This window comes from Chryseobacterium sp. KMC2 (genome assembly GCF_016756935.1).
In the GTDB taxonomy this organism is placed as follows: Bacteria; Bacteroidota; Bacteroidia; order Flavobacteriales; family Weeksellaceae; genus Chryseobacterium; species Chryseobacterium rhizosphaerae.
Window position 1 is genome coordinate 43,489 of the sequence record NZ_JAESIT010000022.1, and the last position, 24,759, is coordinate 68,247.

The 24,759-nt window shown below is 37.4% G+C and carries 26 protein-coding genes; 24 read left to right on the forward strand and 2 right to left on the reverse strand.

Translation table 11 applies throughout. The features are described 5' to 3' along the window. Positions 1-211 precede the first annotated feature (211 nt). The 20 genes from JML65_RS20170 to JML65_RS20265 all read left to right on the forward strand — a co-directional run bounded on the left by JML65_RS20170 (position 212) and on the right by JML65_RS20265 (position 16,351). Complete coding sequence (locus JML65_RS20170) at positions 212-1,630, forward strand: TolC family protein (protein ID WP_202271867.1); 1,419 nt, start codon at positions 212-214, stop codon at positions 1,628-1,630. Positions 1,631-1,641: 11 nt separating this feature from the next. After that, positions 1,642-2,595, forward strand: coding sequence for an HlyD family secretion protein (locus JML65_RS20175; protein ID WP_047486230.1), 954 nt, complete (start codon positions 1,642-1,644; stop codon positions 2,593-2,595). A 71-nt stretch (positions 2,596-2,666) separates the two neighbouring features. Next, on the forward strand, positions 2,667-3,875 hold the full coding sequence (locus JML65_RS20180; protein WP_202271869.1) for an ABC transporter permease: 1,209 nt from the start codon (positions 2,667-2,669) through the stop codon (positions 3,873-3,875). Positions 3,876-4,276: 401 nt separating this feature from the next. Next, positions 4,277-4,732, forward strand: coding sequence for a DUF1569 domain-containing protein (locus JML65_RS20185; RefSeq protein ID WP_047486225.1), 456 nt, complete (start codon positions 4,277-4,279; stop codon positions 4,730-4,732). A gap of 9 nt (positions 4,733-4,741) precedes the next feature. Continuing rightward, positions 4,742-5,212: a hypothetical protein gene (locus tag JML65_RS20190; protein ID WP_202271871.1), complete on the forward strand. Its 471-nt coding sequence runs from the start codon at positions 4,742-4,744 to the stop codon at positions 5,210-5,212. Further along, positions 5,209-5,619: a hypothetical protein gene (locus JML65_RS20195; RefSeq protein ID WP_202271873.1), complete on the forward strand. Its 411-nt coding sequence runs from the start codon at positions 5,209-5,211 to the stop codon at positions 5,617-5,619. Before JML65_RS20190 ends, JML65_RS20195 begins: the two co-directional genes overlap by 4 nt. After that, a complete protein-coding gene (locus tag JML65_RS20200) occupies positions 5,616-5,987 on the forward strand; it encodes a VOC family protein (protein ID WP_047486220.1) in 372 nt (123 codons plus the stop codon). Before JML65_RS20195 ends, JML65_RS20200 begins: the two co-directional genes overlap by 4 nt. Positions 5,988-6,055: 68 nt before the next feature. After that, positions 6,056-6,505, forward strand: a complete 450-nt coding sequence (locus JML65_RS20205; RefSeq protein WP_047486218.1) for a VOC family protein — start codon at positions 6,056-6,058, stop codon at positions 6,503-6,505. A 139-nt stretch (positions 6,506-6,644) separates the two neighbouring features. Continuing rightward, a complete protein-coding gene (locus JML65_RS20210; protein ID WP_202271875.1) occupies positions 6,645-7,037 on the forward strand; it encodes a DUF1398 domain-containing protein in 393 nt (130 codons plus the stop codon). 127 nt (positions 7,038-7,164) lie between these two features. Continuing rightward, positions 7,165-7,842 (forward strand): DUF2490 domain-containing protein, encoded by a 678-nt coding sequence (locus tag JML65_RS20215; RefSeq protein WP_081988917.1) that lies wholly within the window; start codon positions 7,165-7,167, stop codon positions 7,840-7,842. A gap of 81 nt (positions 7,843-7,923) precedes the next feature. Further along, a complete protein-coding gene (locus JML65_RS20220; RefSeq protein ID WP_047486214.1) occupies positions 7,924-8,928 on the forward strand; it encodes a bestrophin family protein in 1,005 nt (334 codons plus the stop codon). 142 nt (positions 8,929-9,070) lie between these two features. Continuing rightward, on the forward strand, positions 9,071-10,681 hold the full coding sequence (locus JML65_RS20225) for a Na+/H+ antiporter (RefSeq protein WP_202271877.1): 1,611 nt from the start codon (positions 9,071-9,073) through the stop codon (positions 10,679-10,681). Between the two features lie 53 nt (positions 10,682-10,734). Continuing rightward, entirely contained in the window at positions 10,735-11,160 is a 426-nt protein-coding gene (locus JML65_RS20230; protein WP_202271879.1) for an SRPBCC family protein, read from the forward strand. A gap of 4 nt (positions 11,161-11,164) precedes the next feature. Further along, entirely contained in the window at positions 11,165-11,671 is a 507-nt protein-coding gene (locus JML65_RS20235) for a GNAT family N-acetyltransferase (RefSeq protein WP_047486210.1), read from the forward strand. After that, complete coding sequence (locus tag JML65_RS20240) at positions 11,668-12,051, forward strand: VOC family protein (protein ID WP_047486208.1); 384 nt, start codon at positions 11,668-11,670, stop codon at positions 12,049-12,051. The genes JML65_RS20235 and JML65_RS20240 overlap by 4 nt, the downstream gene beginning before the upstream one ends. 35 nt (positions 12,052-12,086) lie before the next feature. Beyond that, a complete protein-coding gene (locus JML65_RS20245) occupies positions 12,087-13,109 on the forward strand; it encodes a glutaminyl-peptide cyclotransferase (RefSeq protein ID WP_047486206.1) in 1,023 nt (340 codons plus the stop codon). An 84-nt stretch (positions 13,110-13,193) separates the two neighbouring features. Beyond that, positions 13,194-14,219, forward strand: coding sequence for a glutaminyl-peptide cyclotransferase (locus JML65_RS20250; RefSeq protein WP_202271893.1), 1,026 nt, complete (start codon positions 13,194-13,196; stop codon positions 14,217-14,219). A gap of 91 nt (positions 14,220-14,310) precedes the next feature. Beyond that, positions 14,311-15,273, forward strand: a complete 963-nt coding sequence (locus tag JML65_RS20255) for a hypothetical protein (RefSeq protein ID WP_237390950.1) — start codon at positions 14,311-14,313, stop codon at positions 15,271-15,273. 24 nt (positions 15,274-15,297) lie between these two features. After that, positions 15,298-15,912: a deoxynucleoside kinase gene (locus tag JML65_RS20260; protein WP_047486201.1), complete on the forward strand. Its 615-nt coding sequence runs from the start codon at positions 15,298-15,300 to the stop codon at positions 15,910-15,912. A gap of 88 nt (positions 15,913-16,000) precedes the next feature. After that, positions 16,001-16,351, forward strand: a complete 351-nt coding sequence (locus tag JML65_RS20265) for an ArsC/Spx/MgsR family protein (protein WP_047486199.1) — start codon at positions 16,001-16,003, stop codon at positions 16,349-16,351. A gap of 342 nt (positions 16,352-16,693) precedes the next feature. Here JML65_RS20265 and JML65_RS20270 read toward each other — a convergent pair whose 3' ends face one another. Together JML65_RS20270 and JML65_RS20275 are read right to left on the reverse strand one after the other, a co-directional pair. Beyond that, positions 16,694-16,999: a DUF493 family protein gene (locus JML65_RS20270; RefSeq protein WP_047486197.1), complete on the reverse strand. Its 306-nt coding sequence runs from the start codon at positions 16,997-16,999 to the stop codon at positions 16,694-16,696. A gap of 40 nt (positions 17,000-17,039) precedes the next feature. Then, positions 17,040-17,711: a DUF4197 family protein gene (locus JML65_RS20275; protein ID WP_047486195.1), complete on the reverse strand. Its 672-nt coding sequence runs from the start codon at positions 17,709-17,711 to the stop codon at positions 17,040-17,042. A 348-nt stretch (positions 17,712-18,059) separates the two neighbouring features. Here JML65_RS20275 and JML65_RS20280 point away from each other — a divergent pair, with 348 nt between their 5' ends. The 4 genes from JML65_RS20280 (at position 18,060) to JML65_RS20295 (ending at position 24,682) form a co-directional block, all read left to right on the forward strand. After that, a complete protein-coding gene (locus tag JML65_RS20280; RefSeq protein WP_202271881.1) occupies positions 18,060-20,897 on the forward strand; it encodes a SusC/RagA family TonB-linked outer membrane protein in 2,838 nt (945 codons plus the stop codon). Between the two features lie 5 nt (positions 20,898-20,902). Next, positions 20,903-22,378 carry a RagB/SusD family nutrient uptake outer membrane protein gene (locus JML65_RS20285; RefSeq protein WP_115917552.1) on the forward strand — a complete coding sequence of 492 codons (1,476 nt, stop codon included), beginning with the start codon at positions 20,903-20,905 and terminating at the stop codon, positions 22,376-22,378. 69 nt (positions 22,379-22,447) lie between these two features. Next, positions 22,448-23,839 (forward strand): glucoamylase family protein, encoded by a 1,392-nt coding sequence (locus tag JML65_RS20290; RefSeq protein WP_202271883.1) that lies wholly within the window; start codon positions 22,448-22,450, stop codon positions 23,837-23,839. A 135-nt stretch (positions 23,840-23,974) separates the two neighbouring features. Continuing rightward, positions 23,975-24,682: a prolyl oligopeptidase family serine peptidase gene (locus JML65_RS20295; RefSeq protein WP_202271885.1), complete on the forward strand. Its 708-nt coding sequence runs from the start codon at positions 23,975-23,977 to the stop codon at positions 24,680-24,682. Positions 24,683-24,759: the final 77 nt, after the last annotated feature.

Consider the following 24,759-nt stretch of genomic DNA (forward strand, 5'->3'; position numbering starts at 1 on the left):
GGATGTTTCTCTATTCCGATACACGATAGGATTAAATTTTTTTTACAATAAAACACAATTCAAATTAAAATTAAACGATTTTGACAGGTCTTTGATAAATAAATGATTGAGGTTAAACTTATTTTAAACTTAGCTTAAATTCGTTATTTTCTTTAACTTATTTGTGAGACTCTTAACATTTTTTGCATTATATTTGTTATAAACATAAACCATGAAAAACAATTTATTGATTTTTACGTTTGGTTTTTTTGCTTTTCCTGCTTTTGGCTGGGCACAGTCTGCACCGGATTTTAAAGAACTTTTAGACAGTGCAATGGTTCGGGACTCGAACCTGAAAATGCAGATTACCCAAAATAAACTTACCGACCTTGATGAGCATAAGCTGAAAGATATCTTTCTTCCTACTTTGGAACTAAGCGGAAAAGTGGGCTATCTGAATGGAACAGCAAGACTGACGTCCCCTGAGATTAATCTGGCCCCCTTTATCAATATTCCTGAGGGAAGCTTCAACAATAATTTTAACGTATCCGGGTTTTCGGGAGTAGCTAAAGCGGAAGCTAAAATGCTGCTGTATTCCGGAGGGAAAGTGAAATACCTGAAGAAAGCGGTAGAGGAAAAGAAAAAATCTGAAGATATTCTCCTGGAGAAAACAAAAGATGAAGTGGCAGCCAGTATTTCGAGAGCCTATGACCAGCTGGCATTGATCCACCAGTCTAAAAAAGTACTGGATGAAAGTAAAAAAAGGCTTGATATCAATAAAAAAACAGCAGATAAAGCTTTAGGATACGGTCTGATCACTCCTTATGATCATAAGAAAATAGAACTTGCCCAGGCTACTCTGAATGCGAAAATGGTAGAGTATGAAGGGAAAAAAGAATTACTTCTGACTCAGCTTTATATTTTCACAGGAATCAATAGAGAAAGACTAAGAATGATTGAACCCGTCCTGACTCCCGTAGATTTGCTTTCTCCGGAAAAGGGGATAGACCAAAGGGCGGAAATTCGTGCTTTGGAACATGGAATTACGGCGGCAGACTATAAGATAAAATCTGAAAGAACCTGGATGATTCCCAAAGTACAGCTAATGGCTTCTGCTTATTATATCGGACTGTATGGAAACCGGATTAAATCTTCTGAAAATGTAGTGCCTGCTGTCCCATTATTAGGATATGAAGGACGAAAACTGGACTGGAGCCCGAATAATATCAATGTATTTCCTTTAATTACGGCTGGAGTGGGCTTTAAATGGGAAATTTTTGATGGGAAAGAAGGAAAGCATGCTGAAGAAACAGCTAAAGTGGGAAAAGAAGTACTGCAGAATCAAAAAGAAGATGCGCTAAAAAAATTAACGCTCAACCTTGCCAATAACCAAACCAACTATGATATTGCTACCGCACAGATTACTTTGAAGGCGAAAGAAAAAGAGTTGGCAAAAAATGCTTTGGTACAGGCTGAAAAAGAATTCCGATATGGGATGAGTAAATCTTCACAACTTATTGAAGCTGAAAATGATCTGGAATCTGTGGAACTTGAATATCAGAATGCAATTTTCAACCAGAGAAGAGCGGGGATAGAACTGATGAGGTCTACCCAGGAGCTGGATATCACCAAATTTTATTTAATCCCGTAAAAATTAAAATGATGCATAAAAATATAGCTGTACTCTTTGCTGCTCTGTTTCTGTTAGGAAGCTGCGGTAAAAAAAATGAAATAAAAGACCCGGAAGGGAAAACTAAAAAGGACGTCATCTCTTTTGCTCCGAAAGTGACCGGAAGAATTGTAAAAATATATGTTTCCGAAGGACAGACTGTGAAAAAGGGAGATACCCTTGCGCAGCTTGATGTTCCGGAAGTTTCCGCAAAAATAGCCCAGGCTCAGGGAGCGGTAAGTGCTGCAACAGCCCAGGAGCAAATGGCCAAAAATGGAGCTACAGCAGACCAGCTGAGACAGCTTCAGGCAAAATACAAAGGTCTCAAAGAGCAATATGATTTTGCACAAAAGTCTTACCGCAGAGCCAATAATATGTTCCGTGACAGTCTGATGTCTCCACAGGCTCATGATGAAGTATATGCAAAACTTCAGGGAGCAAAAGCCCAGTATGATGCCGTGGTAGCGGAACTGGACGATGTGACAAGAGGAACCCGTTTTGAAAAAGTAGAAATGGCCGCAGGGCAGGCTTCCCAGGCTAAAGGAGCATTACAGGAAGCTAATGTAGCCTATTCGGAAAGATATATCATCGCTACCAATAATATGGAGATTGAAACCATAAGCCTGAACACAGGAGAATTGGCGACAGCTGGTTTTGCACTATTCAACGGATATATTCCGGAAAGTACTTTTTTCAGGTTTACGATTCCGGAAAGTGCCATTTCAAAATATAAAAAAGGGCAGGATGTCAATATGCAGGTGGTTTATAATAAAGAAAACCTGCAGGGAAGTATTGTATACATCAAACAGCTGACAAAGTATGCAGATATCACCACTGCTTATCCTGACTATCAGCTGCAGGACGCCATTTATGAGATCAAAGTAAAACCTAAAGATATGAATAAGGCTAAAAGTATCTTGGTCAATGCAAATGTTATCCTGAAATAAATAATATGAAACGGAGCATGATGGATAAATCTCCTGGAGCATTACCATCTGGTCATTTAAAATATAAATAGATGAAAGAATTTTTCCGTCTTTTAAAACGTGAGTTCAAGCTTTTTATCGGCAATTCTACCTTAAGGACAGTGTTCTTTTTGGCACCTGTCTTTTATGCAACCTTGCTGGGGTTTGTTTACAAAAGCGGAAAAGTTGAAAATACTCCCGTCCTGGTGGTGGATAGGGATAATACTCCTTTGTCTAACCAATTGACGGAAATGCTGGATGATAATAAGAGTATTAAAATTATCAAATACCTTCAGGAACCGCTGAGTATAAAAGATGAGGTGATCAGACATGAAGCGGCAGCGGTAGTCATTATTCCTTCAAGATTTGAAGGCGATATGCTTCAGAAAAAATACCCGGAACTGAATGTTTATATCAATACAGGAAATGTGCTTACCGCTAATTTTGCCTCCAAGGCTCTTCAGCTGACCATAGGAACTTTCTCTGCAGGAGCATCCATCAAGGCATTACAGAAAGCGGGAATGCCGGCGGCAAAGGCCGCCACGCAATATGAGCCTTTCAAAGCAAATTATATTACACTCTTCAATACTACCGGGAACTATCTTATCTTCATGTGGCCGGCTATGCTGGCGGTCGTACTGCAACAGGTTATACTGCTGGCAATGGCGGTAAGCTTTGCTGCGGAATTTGAAAGAGGGTCTTTTGTAAAAGAATATCTCAGAATGAAAAAATGGGCATTCCCAACAATGCTTATCAAAGTGATTCCAATATGGGTGTCATCCATTCTTATTGTGGGAATCTATTACTTTATGCATATGATTTTTAGAGTTCCTATGCCAGAAGGAATACTCAATTTTATCCTCCTTACTGCGGTATTTGTGGGTTCTGCATCATTTTTGGGTGTATTTATCAGTATCTTGATTCCGGATGCTTTAAAAGCGACACAGATCCTGATGGTCATTGCTTCACCTGCCTTTATCATCAGTGGATTTACCTGGCCTTTAAGTGCTATGCCTGCCTTTGTACAGATGATTGCTAATATCATTCCGCTAACCCCCTTTTTACAGGCATTTAAAATCTTATTGATTCAAAAAGGATCAGTAGAGCTTACTTTCCCTTATCTGAAACATTTGAGCATTCTTGTAGTAGTATATGCCGTTATAGGATGGATTGCTTTAAAGATTAAACTTTGGTTTATTTTTAAAAAAGCAGCACCTCAGGAAATAGCAGCAGAAAGTATTGATGAGGAAGAAAATGAATAATGGGGTAAAAAGTAAAAGGGATCTGTGAGGGAAAGGGTGATGTACAATGTATTAATGATAATCAACCTTTTGTGTCGTTGGTACAACGGATATAAAAATTCAAAAGGAACGGGCTTTAGCCCGTTTTGGTGTATATAAAAAATTCCATTGGCTTTAGCCAAAACTTCATCAATAGAGGAGATGTACACAGTATAATGGAATTAGAGATAAGGTTTAGTCTGTATCCACATGTATACCGTAAAATTTCCCGACCCTCCAATTTTCATACTCATCAACTCGCATGTTGTATCCACTCCTCGCAGCTTGAAACCTGTACCCTGTATCTCACAACAAAAAATTCTCCCATCATAAAAATCAAACAAAAAAACTGATATATTTGTCTTTAGTTAATTAGAGAAAATATGGAAAACGTGTTTGACGCAAAAGATGCTCAGAACTATATTGATAGAATTCATAAGCTTGTTGAAGATACCCACGGATTATGGGGGAAAATGACAGTTGACCAGATGCTGGCTCACTGTAGCGTAACTTATGAGATGGTGTATGAGCCCGAAAAACATAAAAAACCGGGCGCTATTGCAAAATTTATTCTGAAAACTTTTTTAAAACCTAAGATTGTTGGAGAGAAAGCTTACCCAAGAGACTCCCCAACCGCTCCTCAATTTTTGATTACAGGAAGAAAAAACTTTGAAGAAGAAAAAACCAGATTAATCGGTTTTATTCAAAAAACACAACAGTTGGGAGCTGCTGCTTTTGACGGTAAAGAATCTTTTTCTTTTGGAAAACTCAATGCACAGGAGTGGAATAATATGTTTGCAAAACATTTGAATCACCACTTAGCACAGTTTGGTGTTTAAAAATACGCTATGAAAAAACTTTTATTAATCTTCATTCTCGCTGCCAATTTTGTGTTGGGGCAGATGCCTGATATTTCGAATGTCTGGTTAAACAACAGTAAACCTTACATTGGAGTTATAGGAAGTAAAGCAAAAGAGCTGAAACTGAAAATTAATATTTCTGAACAGAATAAAAAGAATGATCAGGAATATTTTGTATCCGGGTATTCTCTTGTAGATACCAACTATGCGAAATTTGAAGGGAAAATTACCATAACAAAATACAAAGATGCCAAGAGAAAAGGAACGGTATTCGGGGAATATGAATGGGTAGAAGAAAATAAAGGAAAACATTCGGGGCTGTTTAAAGGTAAATTTATTTATACTTTCAAATGGAATAAGAAAACAGAAAAGGTAGAAGGGCAGTATATTGAATTTGTGGGGGATTGGAAAAGCTATGACGGTAGTCTTGATTTTAAAACCAATCTGAAAAATCAATGAGTATCCTGAGACAAATACTGGCTGTTGTCGTAGGACTTATCGTGGGCTCTATCGGCATTGCCATTGTTGAGAATATAGGACATCAGCTATATCCACCTCCTGTAGGTACAGATCCCAATGATATGGAAGCTTTAAAGGAATATGTAGGGGAAGCACCCTTCATGGCTCTGTTCTTTATTATTATGGCATATGCTTTAGCTGCCTTTGTTTCAGGATTTACAGCCACAAAAATTTCTAACAACGGAAAACATACTGCAGCAATAATCTGCGGGATTATTTTTTTACTGATCACCATTTATATGATGACATCTTTACCTACTCCAATCTGGTTCTGGGTTTTAGGAATACTGGTCTGGATACTGGTAATGGCAGGGAGCCAATTAGCTTTAAAAACAAAAAAAATATGAAATTAGGAGCGTTCTCAATCAGCTTAAGTGTAAAAGACCTTCAAAAGTCTAAAGATTTCTATGAAAAACTGGGTTTTACAACAATGGCGGGAGGTACAGAACAGAATTACCTGATTCTGAAAAACGGATCTACACTGATAGGCCTTTTTCAGGCTATGTTTGACGGTAATATGCTTACCTTCAATCCGGGATGGGACCAAAATGCCCAGAATCTTGACTCTTTTGATGATGTACGTACCATACAGAAACATTTAAAAGAAAACGGAATAGAGATTGAAAGACCAGCGGATGAAACCACTTCAGGTCCGGAACATATCTACCTTAAAGATCCGGATGGAAATATGATCCTGATAGATCAGCACAGGTAATTTTTGTGACTGAAAATATAAAAGCCTGAATCAAAAACTCATTAAAACTTAACTTATAAAAAACAATCATGGCAACAGTAAACGTTTATTTAACATTCAATGGGAACTGCAGAGAAGCATTTGATTTCTATAAATCAGTTTTCGGAGGGGAATATCCTTATATCGGAACTTTTGGAGAAATGCCTCCGATGGAGGGAAAAGAAACCTCTGAGGAAGATAAAGATAAAATCATGCATGTGGCACTTCCTATTTCTAAAGAAACTGTATTGATGGGAAGTGATACCGGTGGAGACTGGGCTTCAAATTTTAAAGCAGGAAACAATTTTTCCATCTCTATCAATGCAGAATCTAAAGAAGAAGCTGATAAGCTATTCGCCGGTCTTTCTACAGGCGGGCAGGTAACAATGGCAATGGCCGATACTTTCTGGGGCGCTTATTTTGGAATGTTTAGTGATCAGTTTGGGATCAACTGGATGGTCAACTATGACGATCCTGCTAAAATGCAGCAGCATCCATAGACATTATATTCTGTATTTGAATACAACAATATACCGGCAGTCACACTGCCGGTTTTTTATTGGATAATAATTGGCATTCCAAAAATTTTTAAATTTGAACAGACAGAGACTTACGATCTGTTCGTTAAAAATTAAATAGATGAAATTCAGACTTGAAGACATTAAAATAGAGCATCAAAAGGTAAAGAGCGGTGCAGATTTCCCTTCCTATATCCAGGCCATAAAAAGGTTAGGCGTTTCCCACTATATCACTTACTTATCCGATGGAAATACCGAATATTTCGATACAGACCACCAGTCGATACAAACCGGAAGCCAATATCAGAACATCACCGTTTCAGAAAATATAAACCTTGAAAATTTTAAAAGGAGATTACAACTTCATCAGCAGGGAGGAACTGATTATATGACGTTTTGTAATGACTGTGCAAAGTATGGAGTGGAAGGCTGGAAAATGGACCTGAACGCCATGACCTGTGTTTACTTCAGTGAAAATAATGATGAAGTCCTGGTAGAACGAATTCCGGGCTAAACTTACCGCTTATTTGAAAGTGTCAGATTTAAAGGGGGTTAATATAAATCGGATGTAAATATTGTTTGTTATTATTGATTTAAATTATTAATTTTGTTAAAACGATAGATAATAGTAATTAATAAATATGAGAAAGGTTTTTACGAAGTTGGCATTCACTATATTAGGATTAGGATCGGTATTTACATTTGCACAGAAAAGTGACCTTGGAGCCTGGTATATGTATTTCGGAAATAATAAGATCAGCAAAAAACTGAACTTCCATAATGAGATCCAATACAGAAACTTTGATGGAATAGGAGATCTGGAGCAGCTTTTAATCCGTACGGGAATTGGATATGACCTTACTGAGAATAACAATAATGTTTTATTGGGATATGGTTTTATCCTAAGCCAGCCTTACGTAAACGGAGAGAAAAAAGAAAATATAGAGCACAGGATTTTTCAGCAGTTCATTACGAAACAGAAGTTTGGACGTTTTAATCTTCAGCACCGTTACCGTTTGGAAGAACGTTTTCTGGAAGAAGACTTTAGAATGAGATTTCGTTATATGCTGGGAGTAACGATACCGATTACTCAAAAAGAAATGCTGCCGAAAACCCTTTATGCCTCAGTATATAATGAAATATTCCTCCACTTCAACAGTCCTGTCTTCGATAGAAACAGAGTCTACGGAGCCTTAGGATATGTCATCAATAAGAATATGAGGATAGAAGCAGGGTATATGAACCAGCTTCAGGAAAACAGAAACCGTGGACAGATTCAGATCGGTTTTTATAATAATATCCCGTTTACGAAAAATTAGCAATGACCTAATGATGCTGAATGCCCGATGAAAAAAAGTCATTATTGTAAGTAGATTAATTAACACAAAAAAAAAGCATATATGCATTCAGGAAAAAGATTTGGAACACTTGAGTTCATTATTTGGACAAGGCGCAGTATTTACGTTTTAACCCTATTATCAGCCATTCCCACCTTATTGTATTTTTTGGGATGGAAATTTCTGTATGTTCCATGGCAACCTATTGCAATCATGGGAACGGCAGTTGCTTTTATTGTAGGATTCAAAAATAATGCAAGTTATAGCAGGCTTTGGGAAGCCAGACAGATTTATGGAGCTATCATTAATGACAGCCGCAGTTTTGGATATATTCTAAGAGATGCACTCTCTTCAAAAAATCCTCATAAAGTAAAAGAGATGTTTCTTCGTCATTATGCCTGGCTTACCGCTTTAAGGTTTCAGCTTCGTGAACCGAGAGCCTGGGAAAATATGAATACCGTACAGTTTGATGAATATTCAAGGAAATATGATGTCCCTGAAAAACTTTCCAAACTGGAGGATGAATTGAAAAACTATCTTTCGGAAACGGAACTTCAATACATTCTAAGCAAAAAGAATAGGGCAACACAATTGATGGCCAGCCAAAGCAGAGAACTTTCTGAAGCTTATGAAAAAGGAGAACTCAATGACTTTCAATGGACGCAGATCAACCAACAGCTGGTGAAATTTACAGATAGCCAGGGAAAAGCAGAAAGAATTAAAAACTTTCCTTATCCACGGAATTTTTCATCCATTACCACCTATCTTTTGCTGTTGTTCATTGTTTTTGTTCCTTTCGGATTGCTGAAAGAGTTTGATAAATTGGGAGAAGGAACAACACTGGAAGGATGGACAGTCTGGTTTAATATTCCATTTTCATTATTGGTGACTTGGTGTTTCCATACTTTGGACAGTGTAGGGGAAGCCTCTGTAAACCCTTTTGAAGGAAGTCCGAATGATGTACCCATTACTCAGATCAGCCGTACCATTGAAATTGATATGAGAGATATGCTGGATGAATCTGACCTTCCACCCGCAATTCTTCCGAAGAATAATATTGTACTCTAGCGAATCTCCGGATTAAATATATCCCGGTAGATGTTTAAAAGAGTAAAAGGTTTTCCATTTTTTATGGAGTAAAGAACTCCGAGAGATGGGTAGAAAACTTTCCACTGAATAAAAAAATAACACTTAAAAAAACTAAATCAAAATGATTCACAGTTATGTTATTATATCTATTGCAGTACTGTTATCTGTAATGATATTAGTAATGATTGGGCAAAAGCTGAAAGTGGCTTATCCGATTTTTCTTGTGATTGCGGGGCTTCTAATAAGCCTTGTCCCAGGAATGCCGCGTATCGAAATAGAGCCCGATCTTGTTTTTCTTATATTTCTGCCTCCTATTTTATTTGAAGCTGCATGGTTTACCTCATGGCAGGATTTTCATAAATGGAGGAAACAGATCTTTTCTATGGCTTTCGGGCTTGTATTTTTAACATCCATAGTGGTTGCTTATCTTTCATCCTCTATTATCCCGGGGCTTACAGTCGCTATGGGATTCCTGTTGGGAGGAGTAAATTCACCACCCGATGCAGTGGCGGCTACTTCCGTATTGAAGCACATGAAAATCCCCAAAAAGATAACCAGTATCCTGGAAGGGGAGAGCCTTATCAATGATGCCTCCAGTTTAATTGTATTTAAATTTGCCTTAGCAGCAGTTATTTCAGGGCAGTTTATCTGGAGAGATGCCGTGCAGGATTTCTTTACCATGGCCATCGGCGGGATTGCTATGGGAGTTGCTATAGGTTTTCTGTTTGGAGCTTTACTGAGGATCATACCTACCAATTCCAATATAGACACCGTTATTACTCTGATTGTTCCTTACATTATGTATGTAGGAGCGGAGCATTTCCATTTTTCAGGAGTCCTTTCGGTGGTTGCCGGAGGTCTGTTAATGTCCTATAATTCGCATTGCTACCTGAGCCATACCTCCCGAATCCAGTCCGGAAATGTCTGGAGTGTCCTGATATTTTTAATGAATACGATCATCTTCATCCTGATTGGCCTTGAGCTGCCGATTGTTGTAGAAGGGTTGACAGATTATACATTCTCAGAAGGAATTTTCTATAGCGTTGTCATTGGTGGAGCAATTATCGGAACAAGAATACTTTACAGCTATGCCCTGATGTATTTCCCAAGGCTTTGTTCAAAAGAATTGAGATTAAAAGCTCCTAAGCCGGATTGGCGGGAACCTTTTATCATCAGTTTTGCCGCCATGAGAGGGGTGGTTTCATTGGCTGCAGCACTTTCTATTCCGGCCTTTCTTCCCAACGGAGAGGCATTCCCGCACCGGAATATTATTTTATTCGTAACTTTCGTTATTATATTAATTACGTTGGTGGGACAGGGATTATTATTATCGCCTATTCTGAAACTGCTGAATATAAAAGATGCAGGAAGTGAATTGCCTGAAGAAAAGCAGGAAGTGATTTTGATGCGAAAACTAAAGGAAACCGCACTGCATACCCTGGATAATGATTTTTCTGATCTTGCGGAGAGAAACAGTTTGGTAAGACACCAAAAACATAAGCTTGAAAATGAAATGATGCTGATGGCTGATAAAGCTCAGTGTATGGCTTCTACTGGTGATTATGTGACGGCAGTCAACGAAAATAAAGATGTATTGCGCCAGGTGATCCAGGCGCAGAGAAATGAACTTCACAGGATGAAGAAGGAAAAAATATTTGATGACCATGTGATGAGAGCTATTGAAATGCAGCTGGATTTTGATGAAGCAAAGATTACCGGGTTTTCACACTAATCATTGTATAACCTTTGAAGCAGACATAAATCTTAACTTTAACCTTATCTAATATGAGTACACCCATCGTTGTCCAATACAAAATAAATGCTCCGGCAGAAAAGGTCTGGCGTGCATTGACTGATCAAGACGAAATGAAATCCTGGTATTTCAATATCTCAGATTTTGAGCCGGAAGCAGGAAAGGTTTTTAATTTTTATGAACCCGGTGAAGCTAAAAAATATCACCATCAGTGTGAGATCTTAGAGATTATTCCTTCTCAAATATTGAAATATACCTGGGCGTATCCTGATTTTTCACCACTGAAAACCGTGGTAACATGGGAATTGTTTTCTGAACAGAACGGAACTGTGGTTACATTGGTTCATGATGGTATTGACAATTTCAAAGATTTGGGAGAAGGTTTTTCAAGAGAAAGTTTTACGGAAGGCTGGAATGTGATTATTGGAGAAAGTTTAAAAGGATTTTTAGAAAATTAAAACGATGATTGACTTGTTTCCATTTACCATTGAAGATGCTTCAGAATTAATTTCAAAAGTAAAAGATGAAAGAATGCTTCTTCAGTTTGCCGGTCCTGCCTACCATTTTCCTTTAACTGAAAAACAGTTGGAAGCTGATCTTTTGGATGAAAACAGAACCTTATTTAAAATAATGGATGGGGATCATCATGCCATCGGTCATGCACAGATCTGCCTAAAAGAAAATACTTTTCTGTTGGGAAGAATTTTAATTTGGGATGAAAATAACAGAGGAAAAGGCTATGGCAAAAAAGTAGTACAAAAACTGCTGGAATACGGGTTCAGCCATTTTGATAAAGAAACTGCTGAACTTAATGTATATGACTGGAATAACGGAGCTATTGAATGTTACAGGAAAGTAGGTTTCGGGATTGATCCGGAAACCCAAAGTGAAGTGAATATAGATGGTGAAACATGGCTGTCTATTAATATGAAAATCAATAAAACAAATTTTGAATTACAGGAATCATGACAGAATTTACAGCACTGCGTCCGATCCTTTGGACAGAAAATATGGATGATACCATCGGGTTTTATATGAATATTCTGGGTTTTACATTAATGGGCAGAAATGATGAATGGCAATGGGCTTCTCTTCGTAAAGATGAGGTGTATATTATGATTTCCCAACCGAATAAGCATGAGAAAAACCATGGAATAGGCTTTACAGGCTCATTTTATTTTAATGTAAATAATGTGGATGAACTTTGGGAAGAACTTAATGTAAATGCAGAAATCTGCTACGAAATAGAAACTTTTGGTTGGGGAATGAGAGAATTTGCAATCTATGACAATAACGGTTATATATTACAATTTGGCGAACCTGTGGATAATGTTGGCAATACGGAATAAAATTTGCTATTTTTGGAGAAATATTTAGAATATCAATGAAAAAAAATATAATAGCAGGTTTCGCAGCGATTTTATTATTGGCATCTTGTAATAAGGATAAGGAGATCCTTAATACATTAAGCAACTATAATAATTCAATGGAAGCAAAGGGATATCATTTCGGTGATAAACTTGAACTTCCAAAAGAGGTGACGGAGAATGCAGAAAGTGTTACTATAAGCTTTGGAGATAAAGAAACCACAAATCTTGTTGTGGACCCGAAATTTTTCACATTGGGAGATAATGCGGTTACTTTCAATATTAAAACAAAAGGAGGAGAAGTACTCAATCAGGATGCTACGATCAATGTATTTGCAAAAACTCCTGAAAAAAATATTTCCTACCAGATTATCGCAGAATACCCTCACGATCCCAAGAATTTTGTTCAGGGCTTTCAGATCGAAGGAAATACAATTTATGAAAGTGACGGGCAGAACGGATCTTCACAGATTCTAAAATATACCCTGGGAACCACTACACCGCTTGCTTCTACAAAACAGGCTCCGGAAGATTTCTCTGAAGGAAGTACTATTGTGGGAGATAAAGTATATCAGCTGACATGGCAGAGCAAAAAAGGATATATCTATGATAAGAGTTCTTTAAAACTGCTTTCAGAATTTGCGTACCCTAATTTGTTCGGGGAAGGATGGGGACTAACCTATGACGGGAAAAACCTGATCGCATCAGACGGAAGCAAGCTTTTATATTTCCTTGATCCGGCTAATCCTTCAAAATTGATTAAGTATATTGCTGTAGCGGGAAGCTCTCAGGCATATGATCAGCTTAATGAGCTGGAATATCACAATGGATTTATCTATGCCAATGTATGGCAAAAACCAATCATTCTAAAGATCAACCCGGCTACCGGAGAAGTGGTAGGAACATTTGATTTTACAGATATTGCAAAACAGAATACCAAAGGAAGTGATGACGTATTGAACGGAATTGCTTTTAAAGGAGATAATATGCTGGTAACCGGTAAAAACTGGCCGAAAATTTATGAAGTTCAGGTGAAATAATTTCACAGATAAAGTATAAAAAATAGCGTTCCCATGGAGCGCTATTTTTATGTAAGGACTAAAATTTAGTATTTTTGAAAAATGATAAGACGAAATTTATTAACCGGCCTGGCAGCAGTTCTTTTGCTGGTATCTTGTAATAATAATGAAAAAATGCTTGATTCCCTGGCTGATTATAATAATGCAAAGGAGGCAAAAGGCTATCATTTTGGCGATAAGCTGGATCTTCCAAAGGAAGTGACAGATCATGCAGAAAGCATCAGCATCAGCTTTGGAGATAAAGAAACAGCCAACCTTGTAGTAGACCCTCAGTTTTTCGGATTAGGAGACAATGAAGTGGTTTTTGTGATTAAGACTAAAAATGGAGAAACCCTGAACCAGGATGCAACCATTAATGTTTTTGCCAAAAATCCCGAACAAAATCTTTCATATACAATACTCGCAGACTATCCGCATGATCCTACTTTCTTTGTGGAAGGATTTCTTGCAGAAGGTAACACTATTTATGAAAGTGACGGATTAAAGGGAGCTTCCCAGCTGATAAAATATACACTGGGCTCCACAACACCGACGATGGTGAAAAAGCAACCTGCCGATATTTTCTCTGAAGGCTGTGCAATTGTGGGTGATAAAATTTATCAGTTGACCTATCAGAATAAAATTGGTTTTGTTTACCATAAAAATACATTAGAGAAACTCTCAGAATTTCCTTTACCCAATGTGATCGGAGAAGGCTGGGGATTAACTTATGATGGGAAAAACCTTATCGCTACCGATGGTTCAAAGAATCTTTACTTTTTAGATACCGATAATCCTTCCAAAGTGGTGAAAACAGTTTCCGTAGCAGGAAATACGGAGACGTATGACAAATTAAATGAACTGGAATATCATCATGGTTTTATCTATGCCAACGTCTGGTTTAAGCCTGTTGTTCTGAAAATAAATCCGGGAACCGGAGAAGTTGTCGGGAAGTTTGATTTCACCCAAATCACCAAAGAAAATAATCAGGGTAATGAAGAAAATGTTTTAAATGGGATTGCTTTTAAAGGTGAAAATATGCTGGTGACAGGGAAAAACTGGCCTAAAATCTATGAGGTTGCCATAAAATAAATGACCATTGAAAACTTAATTTCAGGTTACAGAAAAAGTATGTAAATTGCCGATATTCCGACAAGGAAGATTATCTTTAATGCCATAAAATTTGAAGCCAGTATATTTATTATTGATTTTCGTTTTCTGCTCATCCGCAGCGCAGAAAGTTCTTCCTTTGGATACCCTGAAACTGAAGGAAGCTAAAGATATGCTTGCTGATGATTACGGAAACCTGTACATCTATAAAAGCAAGGATTTCAGCTTTACCAAATATGATTCATTAGGGAAGCAACTTGGAAAAATGATGCTTACTGTTCCCTATAAAGTACAAAACGTTCAAAATCCACTGAATGTTCCTCTGTTTTCAGAAAATGCTCAGGAAATGAAATTTGTCGATCAGAATATGAATGAGATCCAGCGGATAGATTTTAAACAGAAATTCGGATTTATAAGAATGGCCTACGCTGAGGATTTACAGCAGCTATGGCTTCTGGATGACAGCACAAAACGCCTGATACAATATAATTTCAGAAATGATACGACCATCAATTCTTATCCTTTTGATATCAGTTTTGAGGATCTTACGGATATGTTGGTCTATGAAAATAAAATCTATATTTTAACCAGGAATCACATTAGAATTTATACGCCAAAATTTGAGAAAATTTTTGAAGCTCCCCTGGTGAACGGGAAAAGATTCAGGAGAGAGAATGATACTATTTTGGTGATCACCAATAATTCTATTTTAAAATATAATCCCGAAAAAGGGATGACGACTGTTTTTGAAGATCCGGAAGCACAAATTGTGGATAAAAACATCCTCTCTTATTTTGAAATCAATGGGAACAAACTTTATCTTTACAGCCTTGAAAAAGTAAAGAAACCCAAACAGGAAAAACAACCGGAATCTCAGCCGGAAATTATTCAGGAATCTACAGGGAAACCAACAGAGAGTTCTGAAAAAAAACCAGATGAGACCCAGCCGGAAGGGAAATCGGACCATACTTTAGAGCAATTGGTAGAAGATGTCCGGGAGGTTCAGACTGAAGGGGTAGAAAGACTTACCAATTAATCAGCAAATACAAAAGGAAAAAATATGCATATTGCAGTTACAGGAAACATTGGAGCAGGAAAAACAACCCTCACTACAATGCTTTCCAAGCATTACGGATGGGATGCACAATTTGAAGACGTAGATCATAACCCTTATCTGGAAGATTTTTATTCGGATATGAGCAAATGGAGTTTTGCCCTTCAGGTATACTTCCTGGGAAGCAGATTCCGTCAGGTAAAGGAGATCAGAGAAAGTGGAAAGAATATTATTCAGGACCGTACCATCTATGAAGATGCTCACATTTTTGCGGAAAACCTGAATGATATGAAACTTCTTTCTGATAGGGATTTTAATAACTATTCGTCGGTTTTTGATTTAATGAAGAGTTTTGTATCTGCACCGGACCTGTTAATTTATTTAAAATCTGATGTACCCAATCTTGTCAAGAAAATCTATAAAAGAGGGCGTGAATACGAAGCATCCATCAGCATAGAATATCTTTCAAAGCTTAATCAGAAGTATGAAAAATGGATCTCCAATTATACAGAAGGGAAACTGTTGATCATCGAAGTTGATGACCTTGATTTTGTAGAAAAGCCGGAAGATTTTGGACTTATTCTTGAGAAAATTGAAGCCGAATTGCACGGGCTGTTTTAACAAATATTTACCAGACCATTAAGAGAAGATCCGTCAGATTCTTACTAAATTTGTAAGAAAGCAAGTTTAATTTTAAATAAAATAGAAGATGTTAGTTAAGGTTTTACATAACGGGAACTGTTCGAAATCAAATGCTGTATTAGAGTATCTTGATGAAAATGGGGTAGCTTTTGAAATTATCAATATTGTTGAAGATCCGCTGAGTGTTCTGGAAATAAAAACAGTATTGAAAAAACTTAATCAAAGTGTTTTTCATATTATCCGTAAAACAGAAAAACTGTATATCGAAAATTATGCAGATAAAAACCTTTCTGAAGAAGAATGGATCAAAATTTTATCTGAAAACCCATCTCTGATACAGAGACCTATTCTTGTGAAAGGGTCTGTAGCCATGCTGGGGAGACCTATTGACAACGTGAAATTTTTTATTGAAAAATAATAAATAAAGACCCAATAGAAAGAGGCTGTTTCCATAGGAAACAGCCTCTTTTTTTATGTTCCCCGACGCGTTCAAGGGTTGCTCTTCAAATAATAAGTAATAGATAATTTAAATGTTCCGTTTAGTATTCTGTAAGGATCCTAGGCTTTATTTTTAAGATGATGTATTGAGATCCTTCCGGATGACAAAGAGTATGGATGAAGTTTTGCCAGATAGAGTAAAATACTCCGGGATAATTTGCTTACTGAAAAGTATCCGTGAATGGCGTATAAAAAACCCGGCTGGCCTATGAATAGGCCAGCCGGGTTTATAACCACAAATGTATTTTGTGACTAAAGTTTTTTATAGCAGGATTACCCCTTCTATTTTGGCTACTTCCTGATAAATAGTCACCACCTGATTTGCATCCAAAACAAATGCACTGATATTACAGGCTGTGTATTTTCCATTTTTACTTTCACGGTTTCCCAGAGTAAATTTAATACCATCAAAAACCTTATATATTTCAGTAAGCTTTGCCTGGTCTGTAGGGATAATAAATTTAAATAAATAATCCTCCGGAAAATCATGATGATCCTCCAGTTTTTCCTTTAAAGATTTGTAAAAATCCTCAGGATTTGCGTGTTGATTTCCTTGTAATATATCCATCTGCAAGTATTAATATAATATAAATATAACGAAATTTCCCTTATTTCCCAAATGGTCCCAGCAGGGCTTTGGAGTTCTGGTTCTCGTAGTCTTCGATAATGTTGAATATTCCATTGACAAGCTGCTCAGAAGCAAGCTGGCTCAATCCCCCTGCATTAACTGTGTTGTTGTTACCTCCTAAAAGATTCCCCAGAAAGTTACTGCCAGATAAAGCCGTATTGATGGTTTTAACAATTCCGTATTCGTTCAGTTTTTCATCTACTTTTGGAGCAATAGCAGCAATAAGCTGCTGAGATGTTTTTTCCTTCAGGATTTGTGTAGCGGTTGTTCCCTGAATGATTCTGGTTACATCCTGTGCATTCAAACTATTGACAGCACCCTGTAAGATCGGTTTGGAGGTGTTCACCGTATAAGCGGCAGCCTGGGCAATGAAATCTCTTTCTTTAGCCACCAATGACGGTGCTACCTTTTCAAGCATAGAATTGATGTCTCTCAGCTCCTTGGGAAGAGCTTTATCCACCATATTATTCTGCAGGAAAGCTTCTTTATTGGCATAAACACCCATTCCTTTGTCTATTCCGTTGAGAAGCATTCTTTTGATAATAGAAAGTCCCATATCAGAGGTCGCCAGCGTTGTACAGGATTGTACGGTAGTGCTAATAACTGCTCCGGTTCCAATAATGAGAGCGGCAGCAACAATATATTTTTTCATTGATCCTTTTTGTTGGTTTTTCAAAAACTGCACCAAAGGTAGATACTATTATCATATTAACAAAATATTAAATTCAGGACTGCATTTGGTGAATTATATCTTAAAAACCATGTTTTTGCAATTAATAATATGATGACGTATTGATAAATATTCTGATCTTAAATTCATAAAATTAAACCGTTTGTCTGTTTTTGTGTAAAATTATGTAATTTTTTTTCAATTTTTAAGATAAATTAACATTGTTCGTTTTTTTTTATATTTTTGGCTAATGTCTTTTTTTGAGAAATTGAATTGCTGTCAAATAGGGACATTCACAAAATTTGATTGTACGAATAAAATTGAAACTATATGAAACAAGGTAATTTAAAGTATTCATGCCTTATCGCAGTTCTGTACTTTGGTATGAACGTGGATGCGCAGGTTACAAAGGATTCTGCTAAAGTCCAGAAAATTGATGAGGTCGTAATGATTGGATATGGTAGCCGTAAAAAGGTAGATAATACAACATCCATCAGTTCCATCAGTGCCGAAGAAGTAACAAAGACTAAAGTTTTAAATGCCTCCCAAGCTATTCAGGGTAAAGCTGCAGGGGTACAGATTACAGCTTCCGATATGCCGGGATCTACACCTTCTGTATTGATCAGAGGTCTGGGAACGGTAACCGGAGGAAGATCACCGCTTTATGTAGTTGATGGAATGTTTTTAGAGAATATCAATAATATCAACTCTAATGATATCCTTACCTATGATATCCTGAAAGATGCGGCAGCCTTAGCCATCTATGGTAACAGAGCCGCTAATGGGGTAATCATTATTACCACAAAAACCGGAAAAGGAAAACTAAGTGTTTCCTATGATGGGTTAGTAGGAATAAGAACTCCATTGAAAACGGTGAAAATGGCTAATTCTTCAGAGTTTGCCACTTATAATAACGCAGCGTTGGGAATCAACAGATTTTCTACAGACCAACCGGTAAATACAGATTGGTTTAAAGAAATTACAAGAACAGGGGTTTATAATCAGCATAATCTTTCTGTTTCAGGTTCCTCAGAAGCCGTAAAATATTTCTTCAGTTTAAGTAATTATGACGAACAGTCTATTCTGAGAGGTACAGATTATAACCGTGCCACCATCAGATCAAACAATGAGTTTAAAATTGCTAAAGGGATTACGTTACAGCAAAATTTCAGTGTAGCTTTTACAAAAACGACTCCGAAACCGTTTAATGCTTTTACAACAGCCTATAAACAATCTCCAATGGTTCCTGTTTATTATCCGTCAGGACAGTTTGGAATGCCTTACGTAAACACTTCCACAGGTCTTGTAGATTATACAGGGAATAAATTTAATGATGTTGCCAATCCGGTAAGCCAGCTATTGCTGAATAATGAGCAAAACAAAAATACATTATTACAGGGAGGATTGAAATTGGATATTGATATCCTTAAAGGATTGAAGTTTACCTCTCAGTTTAACGGAGAATATTCTAATTATAAAGCATATAATTTCAGAGATGAAGTGGCGATATGGCTTGCCGAAGACCCTACAAGAACAGCAGCAGGGTTCTCCAATACCAATCCTTACAATACCCTGGAGAATACAAGAGAAGATTATTACAATTGGTCTTTAACGAACTATTTAACCTATAATAAAAAATTCGGGGTTCATGATCTTGAAGCAACAATTGGTACGGAAACAACCGTAAGAAACGGTATCGATCAGCTGATTGTAAAAAGAAAGAACTTGCTTTTAAATGATCAGAATTACTGGAACATTAAGGATACGAACTATGTAAATAATGTTCAGACCCTTAATGCTGTAAAATACGATAGAAATACTACCGTTTCTTATTTTGCCAGAGCACAGTATAAACTTATGAATCGTTATTTATTGAGTGCTACAGTAAGACGTGACGGATCTTCACAGTTTGCAGCCGGACAAAAATGGGGAACTTTCCCGTCATTCGGAGCAGGTTGGATCATTTCTGAAGAAGATTTCATGAAAGACAGCTTCTTTGATCTTTTAAAACTAAGAGGAGGCTGGGGTAAATTAGGAAACCAGAGAGTTCCTCTGAACTATCTGCCGCTAAACTCAGGTACTCCTTATAACTATGGATATGGAAATGCAAATCCTGTAAGTAACGGTATCACGGTAAACAAAGGTTTTGACCCTGTTTTAGGATGGGAGGTTACCGAAGAATCTTCTGCAGGATTGGATTTTGGATTATTCAACAAAAGATTAACGGGTAGCATTGATGCTTATAACAGAGAAACCAATAACCTTATTTTGGGAATTACCAATTACACGACTTCCGGTCAGTCAGAAACCTATTACTCTCACGTAGGGGCTGTAAGAAACAGAGGGATGGAATTCTCACTGAACTGGGCTGATAAAGTAGGAGATGACTGGTCATACTCTTTGGGAGCCAATTACTCTTTCAATCAGAACGAGCTTACCAGAGTGGATACGCAAAAGAATATTGCTCAGTTGAGTGGTGGAGATCTGGGGAACGGACAATGGGTAAAACTATTCAACGGTTCTACAGTAGGACATGCATTGGGAAGCTTCTATTTATGGGAGTATGATGGAGTAGATGCGAGTGGAAATATGAAATACAAAGACCTTAACGGAAATGGTGTTACAGGAAGTGCTGATGCCGGAGACAGAAAGTATTTCGATTCTTATATTCCGAAATCTACACTGGGGATCAATGTATCCTTAAGCTATAAAAACTGGGATTTTGCAGCCAATGGATATGGAGCGTTTGGATTTAAAGTATATAACGGTAAGAAAGCACAGCGAGGAAACAGTATTAATATTGAATCTTCAGTAGCACAGGATTACTGGAGCCCATCTAACTCTAATTCATACAATCCTAAACCTTATACAGATAATCCTATTGCTTCTACTTATTTCTTAGAAGACGGAGATTATTTCAGAATTAATAATATATCAATCGGATATACCGTAAAAGATATTGTAGACTATGTAAGATCTGTGAAGTTTTATGTAAGTGCTATCAACCCGGTAGTATGGCAGAAATATACGGGATATTCCACAGAATTGTCAGGATATAACCCTACGGATGCGAAAACAGAAGGAGATCCTTATAAAATGGCAGGGGTAGAATTGAATGCATACCCTACGTTAAGATCTTTTGTATTTGGTGTAAACATAAACTTTTAGAAAAAATGAAAAGAAATAAAATCATATTAGTCTCTTTAATGTTATTGGGTTCAGTAGCTGCTGTACAAAGCTGTAGCGATGAATTTATCGATGTGAAACCATCAGAGTCAATGACAATTGATGATCTTGAAAAATTTAATAATGACAATGGGGCCACTTATTTTGTAAATTCTATCTATGCCAAATTCTTAGATTGGAATATGAGTACGTTTGCCTGGATCGGAGTAACGTCCATTATCTCTGATGATGCTGATAAAGGATCATCGGAAGGAGATACAGGATCAGATAAAAATCTTCTGGATGCCATCAATATTACCGCAACCACCCCTTCTTTTAAAGAGCTTTTTGCTTCTAATTATCAGGGAATAAACAGATGTAACCAAGCTTTACAGTATATTCCAAAACTGGATAAGGCTAATCCTGAATTACGTAAAAGATTAATGGGAGAAGCTAAGTTCCTGAGAGCTTTTATGTACTTTACCCTGGTAAAATCTTTTGGAGGAGTTCCTTTAGTAGACCGTGTTCCGGTTCTTGGAAATGAAGAAGATAAAAAAATGCAGCTTACAAGAGTAAGCAAAGAAGAGATCTATGCATTTATTGAAAAAGACTTAAAAGATGCTGTAGAAGCGCTTCCTAATAAGTCTGCATATGGAGCTACTGATGTCGGAAGAGCTTCAGTAGGGGCAGCTCACGCATTATTGGCTAAAGTATATCTTTACCAGAAGAAATGGCAGCTGGCAGCAGAACAGTGCGATTTGGTGACCGGATATTCATTGACTCCTAATTTTATTGATATTTATAAAGTTTCAGGAGAGAATAATGCAGAATCTATCTTTGAAATCCAGGGGTCAGGAAGTGATGCCGGAAGAGCCATCCAGCAGTACAGTAAAGTACAGGGAGTTCGTGGTTCCGGAGGCTGGGGCTGGGGATTTGCAACCCCTACACAAGGCTTGTATGATGCTTACACAGCAGAAGGAGATACAGAAAGAAGAGATGCAACGATCATTCACAGAGATATGACGTTATATGACGGAAGATACATTCCTAATACCGTAGAAAATAAATTCTATAATTATAAGGCATACTCATCAGCATTCTATGACAAAGACGCTACAGATACCAATATCCGTTATCTTAGATATGCAGAAGTTTTGTTGATCAAGGCAGAAGCACTTAATGAATTGGGGCAAACGAGTGTGGCAATTCCATTATTGAATCAGGTGAGAAAAAGAGCTAAAATTGCTGAAACAACAGCTACCACCCAGGCAGACGTAAGAATGGCTATCTGGAAAGAAAGAAGACTGGAATTGGCTTTCGAACATGACAGATGGTTTGACCTTGTAAGAACAGGACAGGCACAGGCAGCTATGGCAGCAGACGGCAATAAGAAATTCGTTGTTGGAAAACATGAATTATTCCCACTTCCTTATGAGTTTCTCATGGAAGCCGGAGGATTATCTCAGCAAAACCCGAATTACTAAAATACATACATAAACAAGAGGAGAGTGAAAATTCTCCTCTCATTTTATAAACCAGTAAACCATTTACCAATGAAAAGGATCGTAGTATCAGTGGCAGTAACCTCCCTATTTTTTGTGTATTCATGCAAAAATATTCAGGTTTCCAAACAGGAAGCTTCTCAGGATAAAATAGTGAAAAGCACTATTACAGATGAACAGTTGATGGATAAAGTACAGAAAGATGCTCTTACCTACTTCTGGGATTATGCAGAACCCAATTCAATGTTGGGCAGAGAGCGTTATCATGAAGATAATATCTATCCGGATAATGATAAACATGTCATTACCACCGGTGGCTCAGGATTTGGATTGGCTACCATTCTGGTTGGAGTAGAAAGAGGATTTATTCCCAGAAAAGAAGCCGTAAAAAGACTTTCCCATATGATGGATTTTCTGGCAAAGGCAGACCGTCATAAAGGTGCATGGCCACATTGGATCAATGGTGAAACAGGGAAGACCGTGCCTTTTGGTAAAAAAGATAATGGAGGTGATCTGGTAGAAACAGCATTTCTTACCTCAGGGATACTGATGACCCGTGAATATTTTAAAAATGGAAATGCCGAGGAAAAAGCTTTAGCAGCAAAATGCGACGAGCTTTGGAAAGGAATTCAGTGGAACTGGTATACCAAAGGAGGCGAAAAAGTATTGTACTGGCATTGGTCTCCTGAATATCAGTGGGACATGAATTTCCCTCTGGAAGGGTATAATGAATGCTTAATTACCTATATCCTGGCAGCCTCTTCACCTACCTATGCCATTGATGCAGAAACCTACTATAAAGGCTGGACCAGAAACGGAACCTACCTTACCGACAAAACAAAATACGGATTACCACTCTACGTAAAACATAATTATGCAGAAGAATATGGAGGACCGCTTTTTTGGTCGCAATATTCCTATATCGGACTTGATCCAACCGGATTATCTGATAAACTGATCAAAAACTATTTTGATTTAAATAAAAACCAAACCCTTATTGATTACAAATATTGTGTGGAAAATCCAAAGCAATGGAAAGGGTATGGTCCCAATTATTGGGGGCTGACAGCTGGTTATACCAGAAATGAAGATGGAAGTGCAGGCTACACTGCACATATGCCTACCAACGATAACGGAGTGATCACCCCTACAGCCGCTTTAAGCAGTTTCCCATACACCCCGAAAGAATCAATGAATTTTCTAAGGTTTATATACACTCAAAAACCAGAATTTATTGGAAGTGCCGGACCTTATGATGCTACTTCTATTCATTATAACAATTGGTCTACCCCAAGGTACCTGGCAATTGATCAGGGTACTATAGCTCCAATGATAGAAAACTACAGATCAGGATTCCTTTGGAAACTGTTCATGAATGCTCCGGAAATTCAGCAGGGATTAAAAAAATTAAGTTTCCAGTCCCCGAAATACGGAATAAAATAGATACCTTTCAATCAGCCACGAATGCAAGATCATTGTGCACTCGTGGCTGATTAAAATTAATAGAAATGGGCTTTAGCCCTTGTATATAAATAAAAAGCCAATCCAATGGCTTAAGCCAAAAACCTAAATAACAATATGAAATTAAAATTGAAACACCTTCCCCTTTTGCTTCTTCCTCTTTCATTACAGCTGAAAGCTCAGGAAGTAAAAGCGGAACTTAACAAAGAAATTAAAAGACCTGAAAAAATATCCTACATACTGGATTATCCTCAAAAATCAAAAGGAAATGTTCCTTTAATTGTATTTCTTCACGGGTCGGGAGAAAGAGGTAATAATCTTGAAATGGTAAAAGCACACAGCCCCTTCACCTATAAAGAACTGATCAAGGAACCGGTAGCTATTCTGGCACCGCAATGTCCTGCAGATTCATGGTGGGATACGGTTACCATATATCATTTAATAAAAGAAATTCAGAAGAAATATAAAATAGATGCTTCCAGAATTTACCTTACCGGACTTTCCATGGGAGGATGGGGAACTTTAAAATTAGCGATGGAGCATCCTGAGATGTTTGCCGGAGTAGTTTCGGTATGTGCGCCTACGGATCAGGTGATGACCGCCAATATCGAGCAATATAAAAATTTGAATATGAAAATATATCATGGCGGAATGGATGATATTGTACTGCCGGAAAATGCTTTTAAATTCTATCAGAAACTACATCCGGTCAATCCTGCTGCGGAATTGGTGATTTTCCCGAATGATAATCATAACTCCTGGGATTCAGCATATTCAAACCCCCAGCTGTATGAATGGATGCTGTCAAAGAAAAAAGAGAAATAAGCAAAAACTCAGAGAAAATACGATGCTCAGCCATGGTAAAACCTTGAGTTTATTGAAGTAATATTGAATTATTTTCA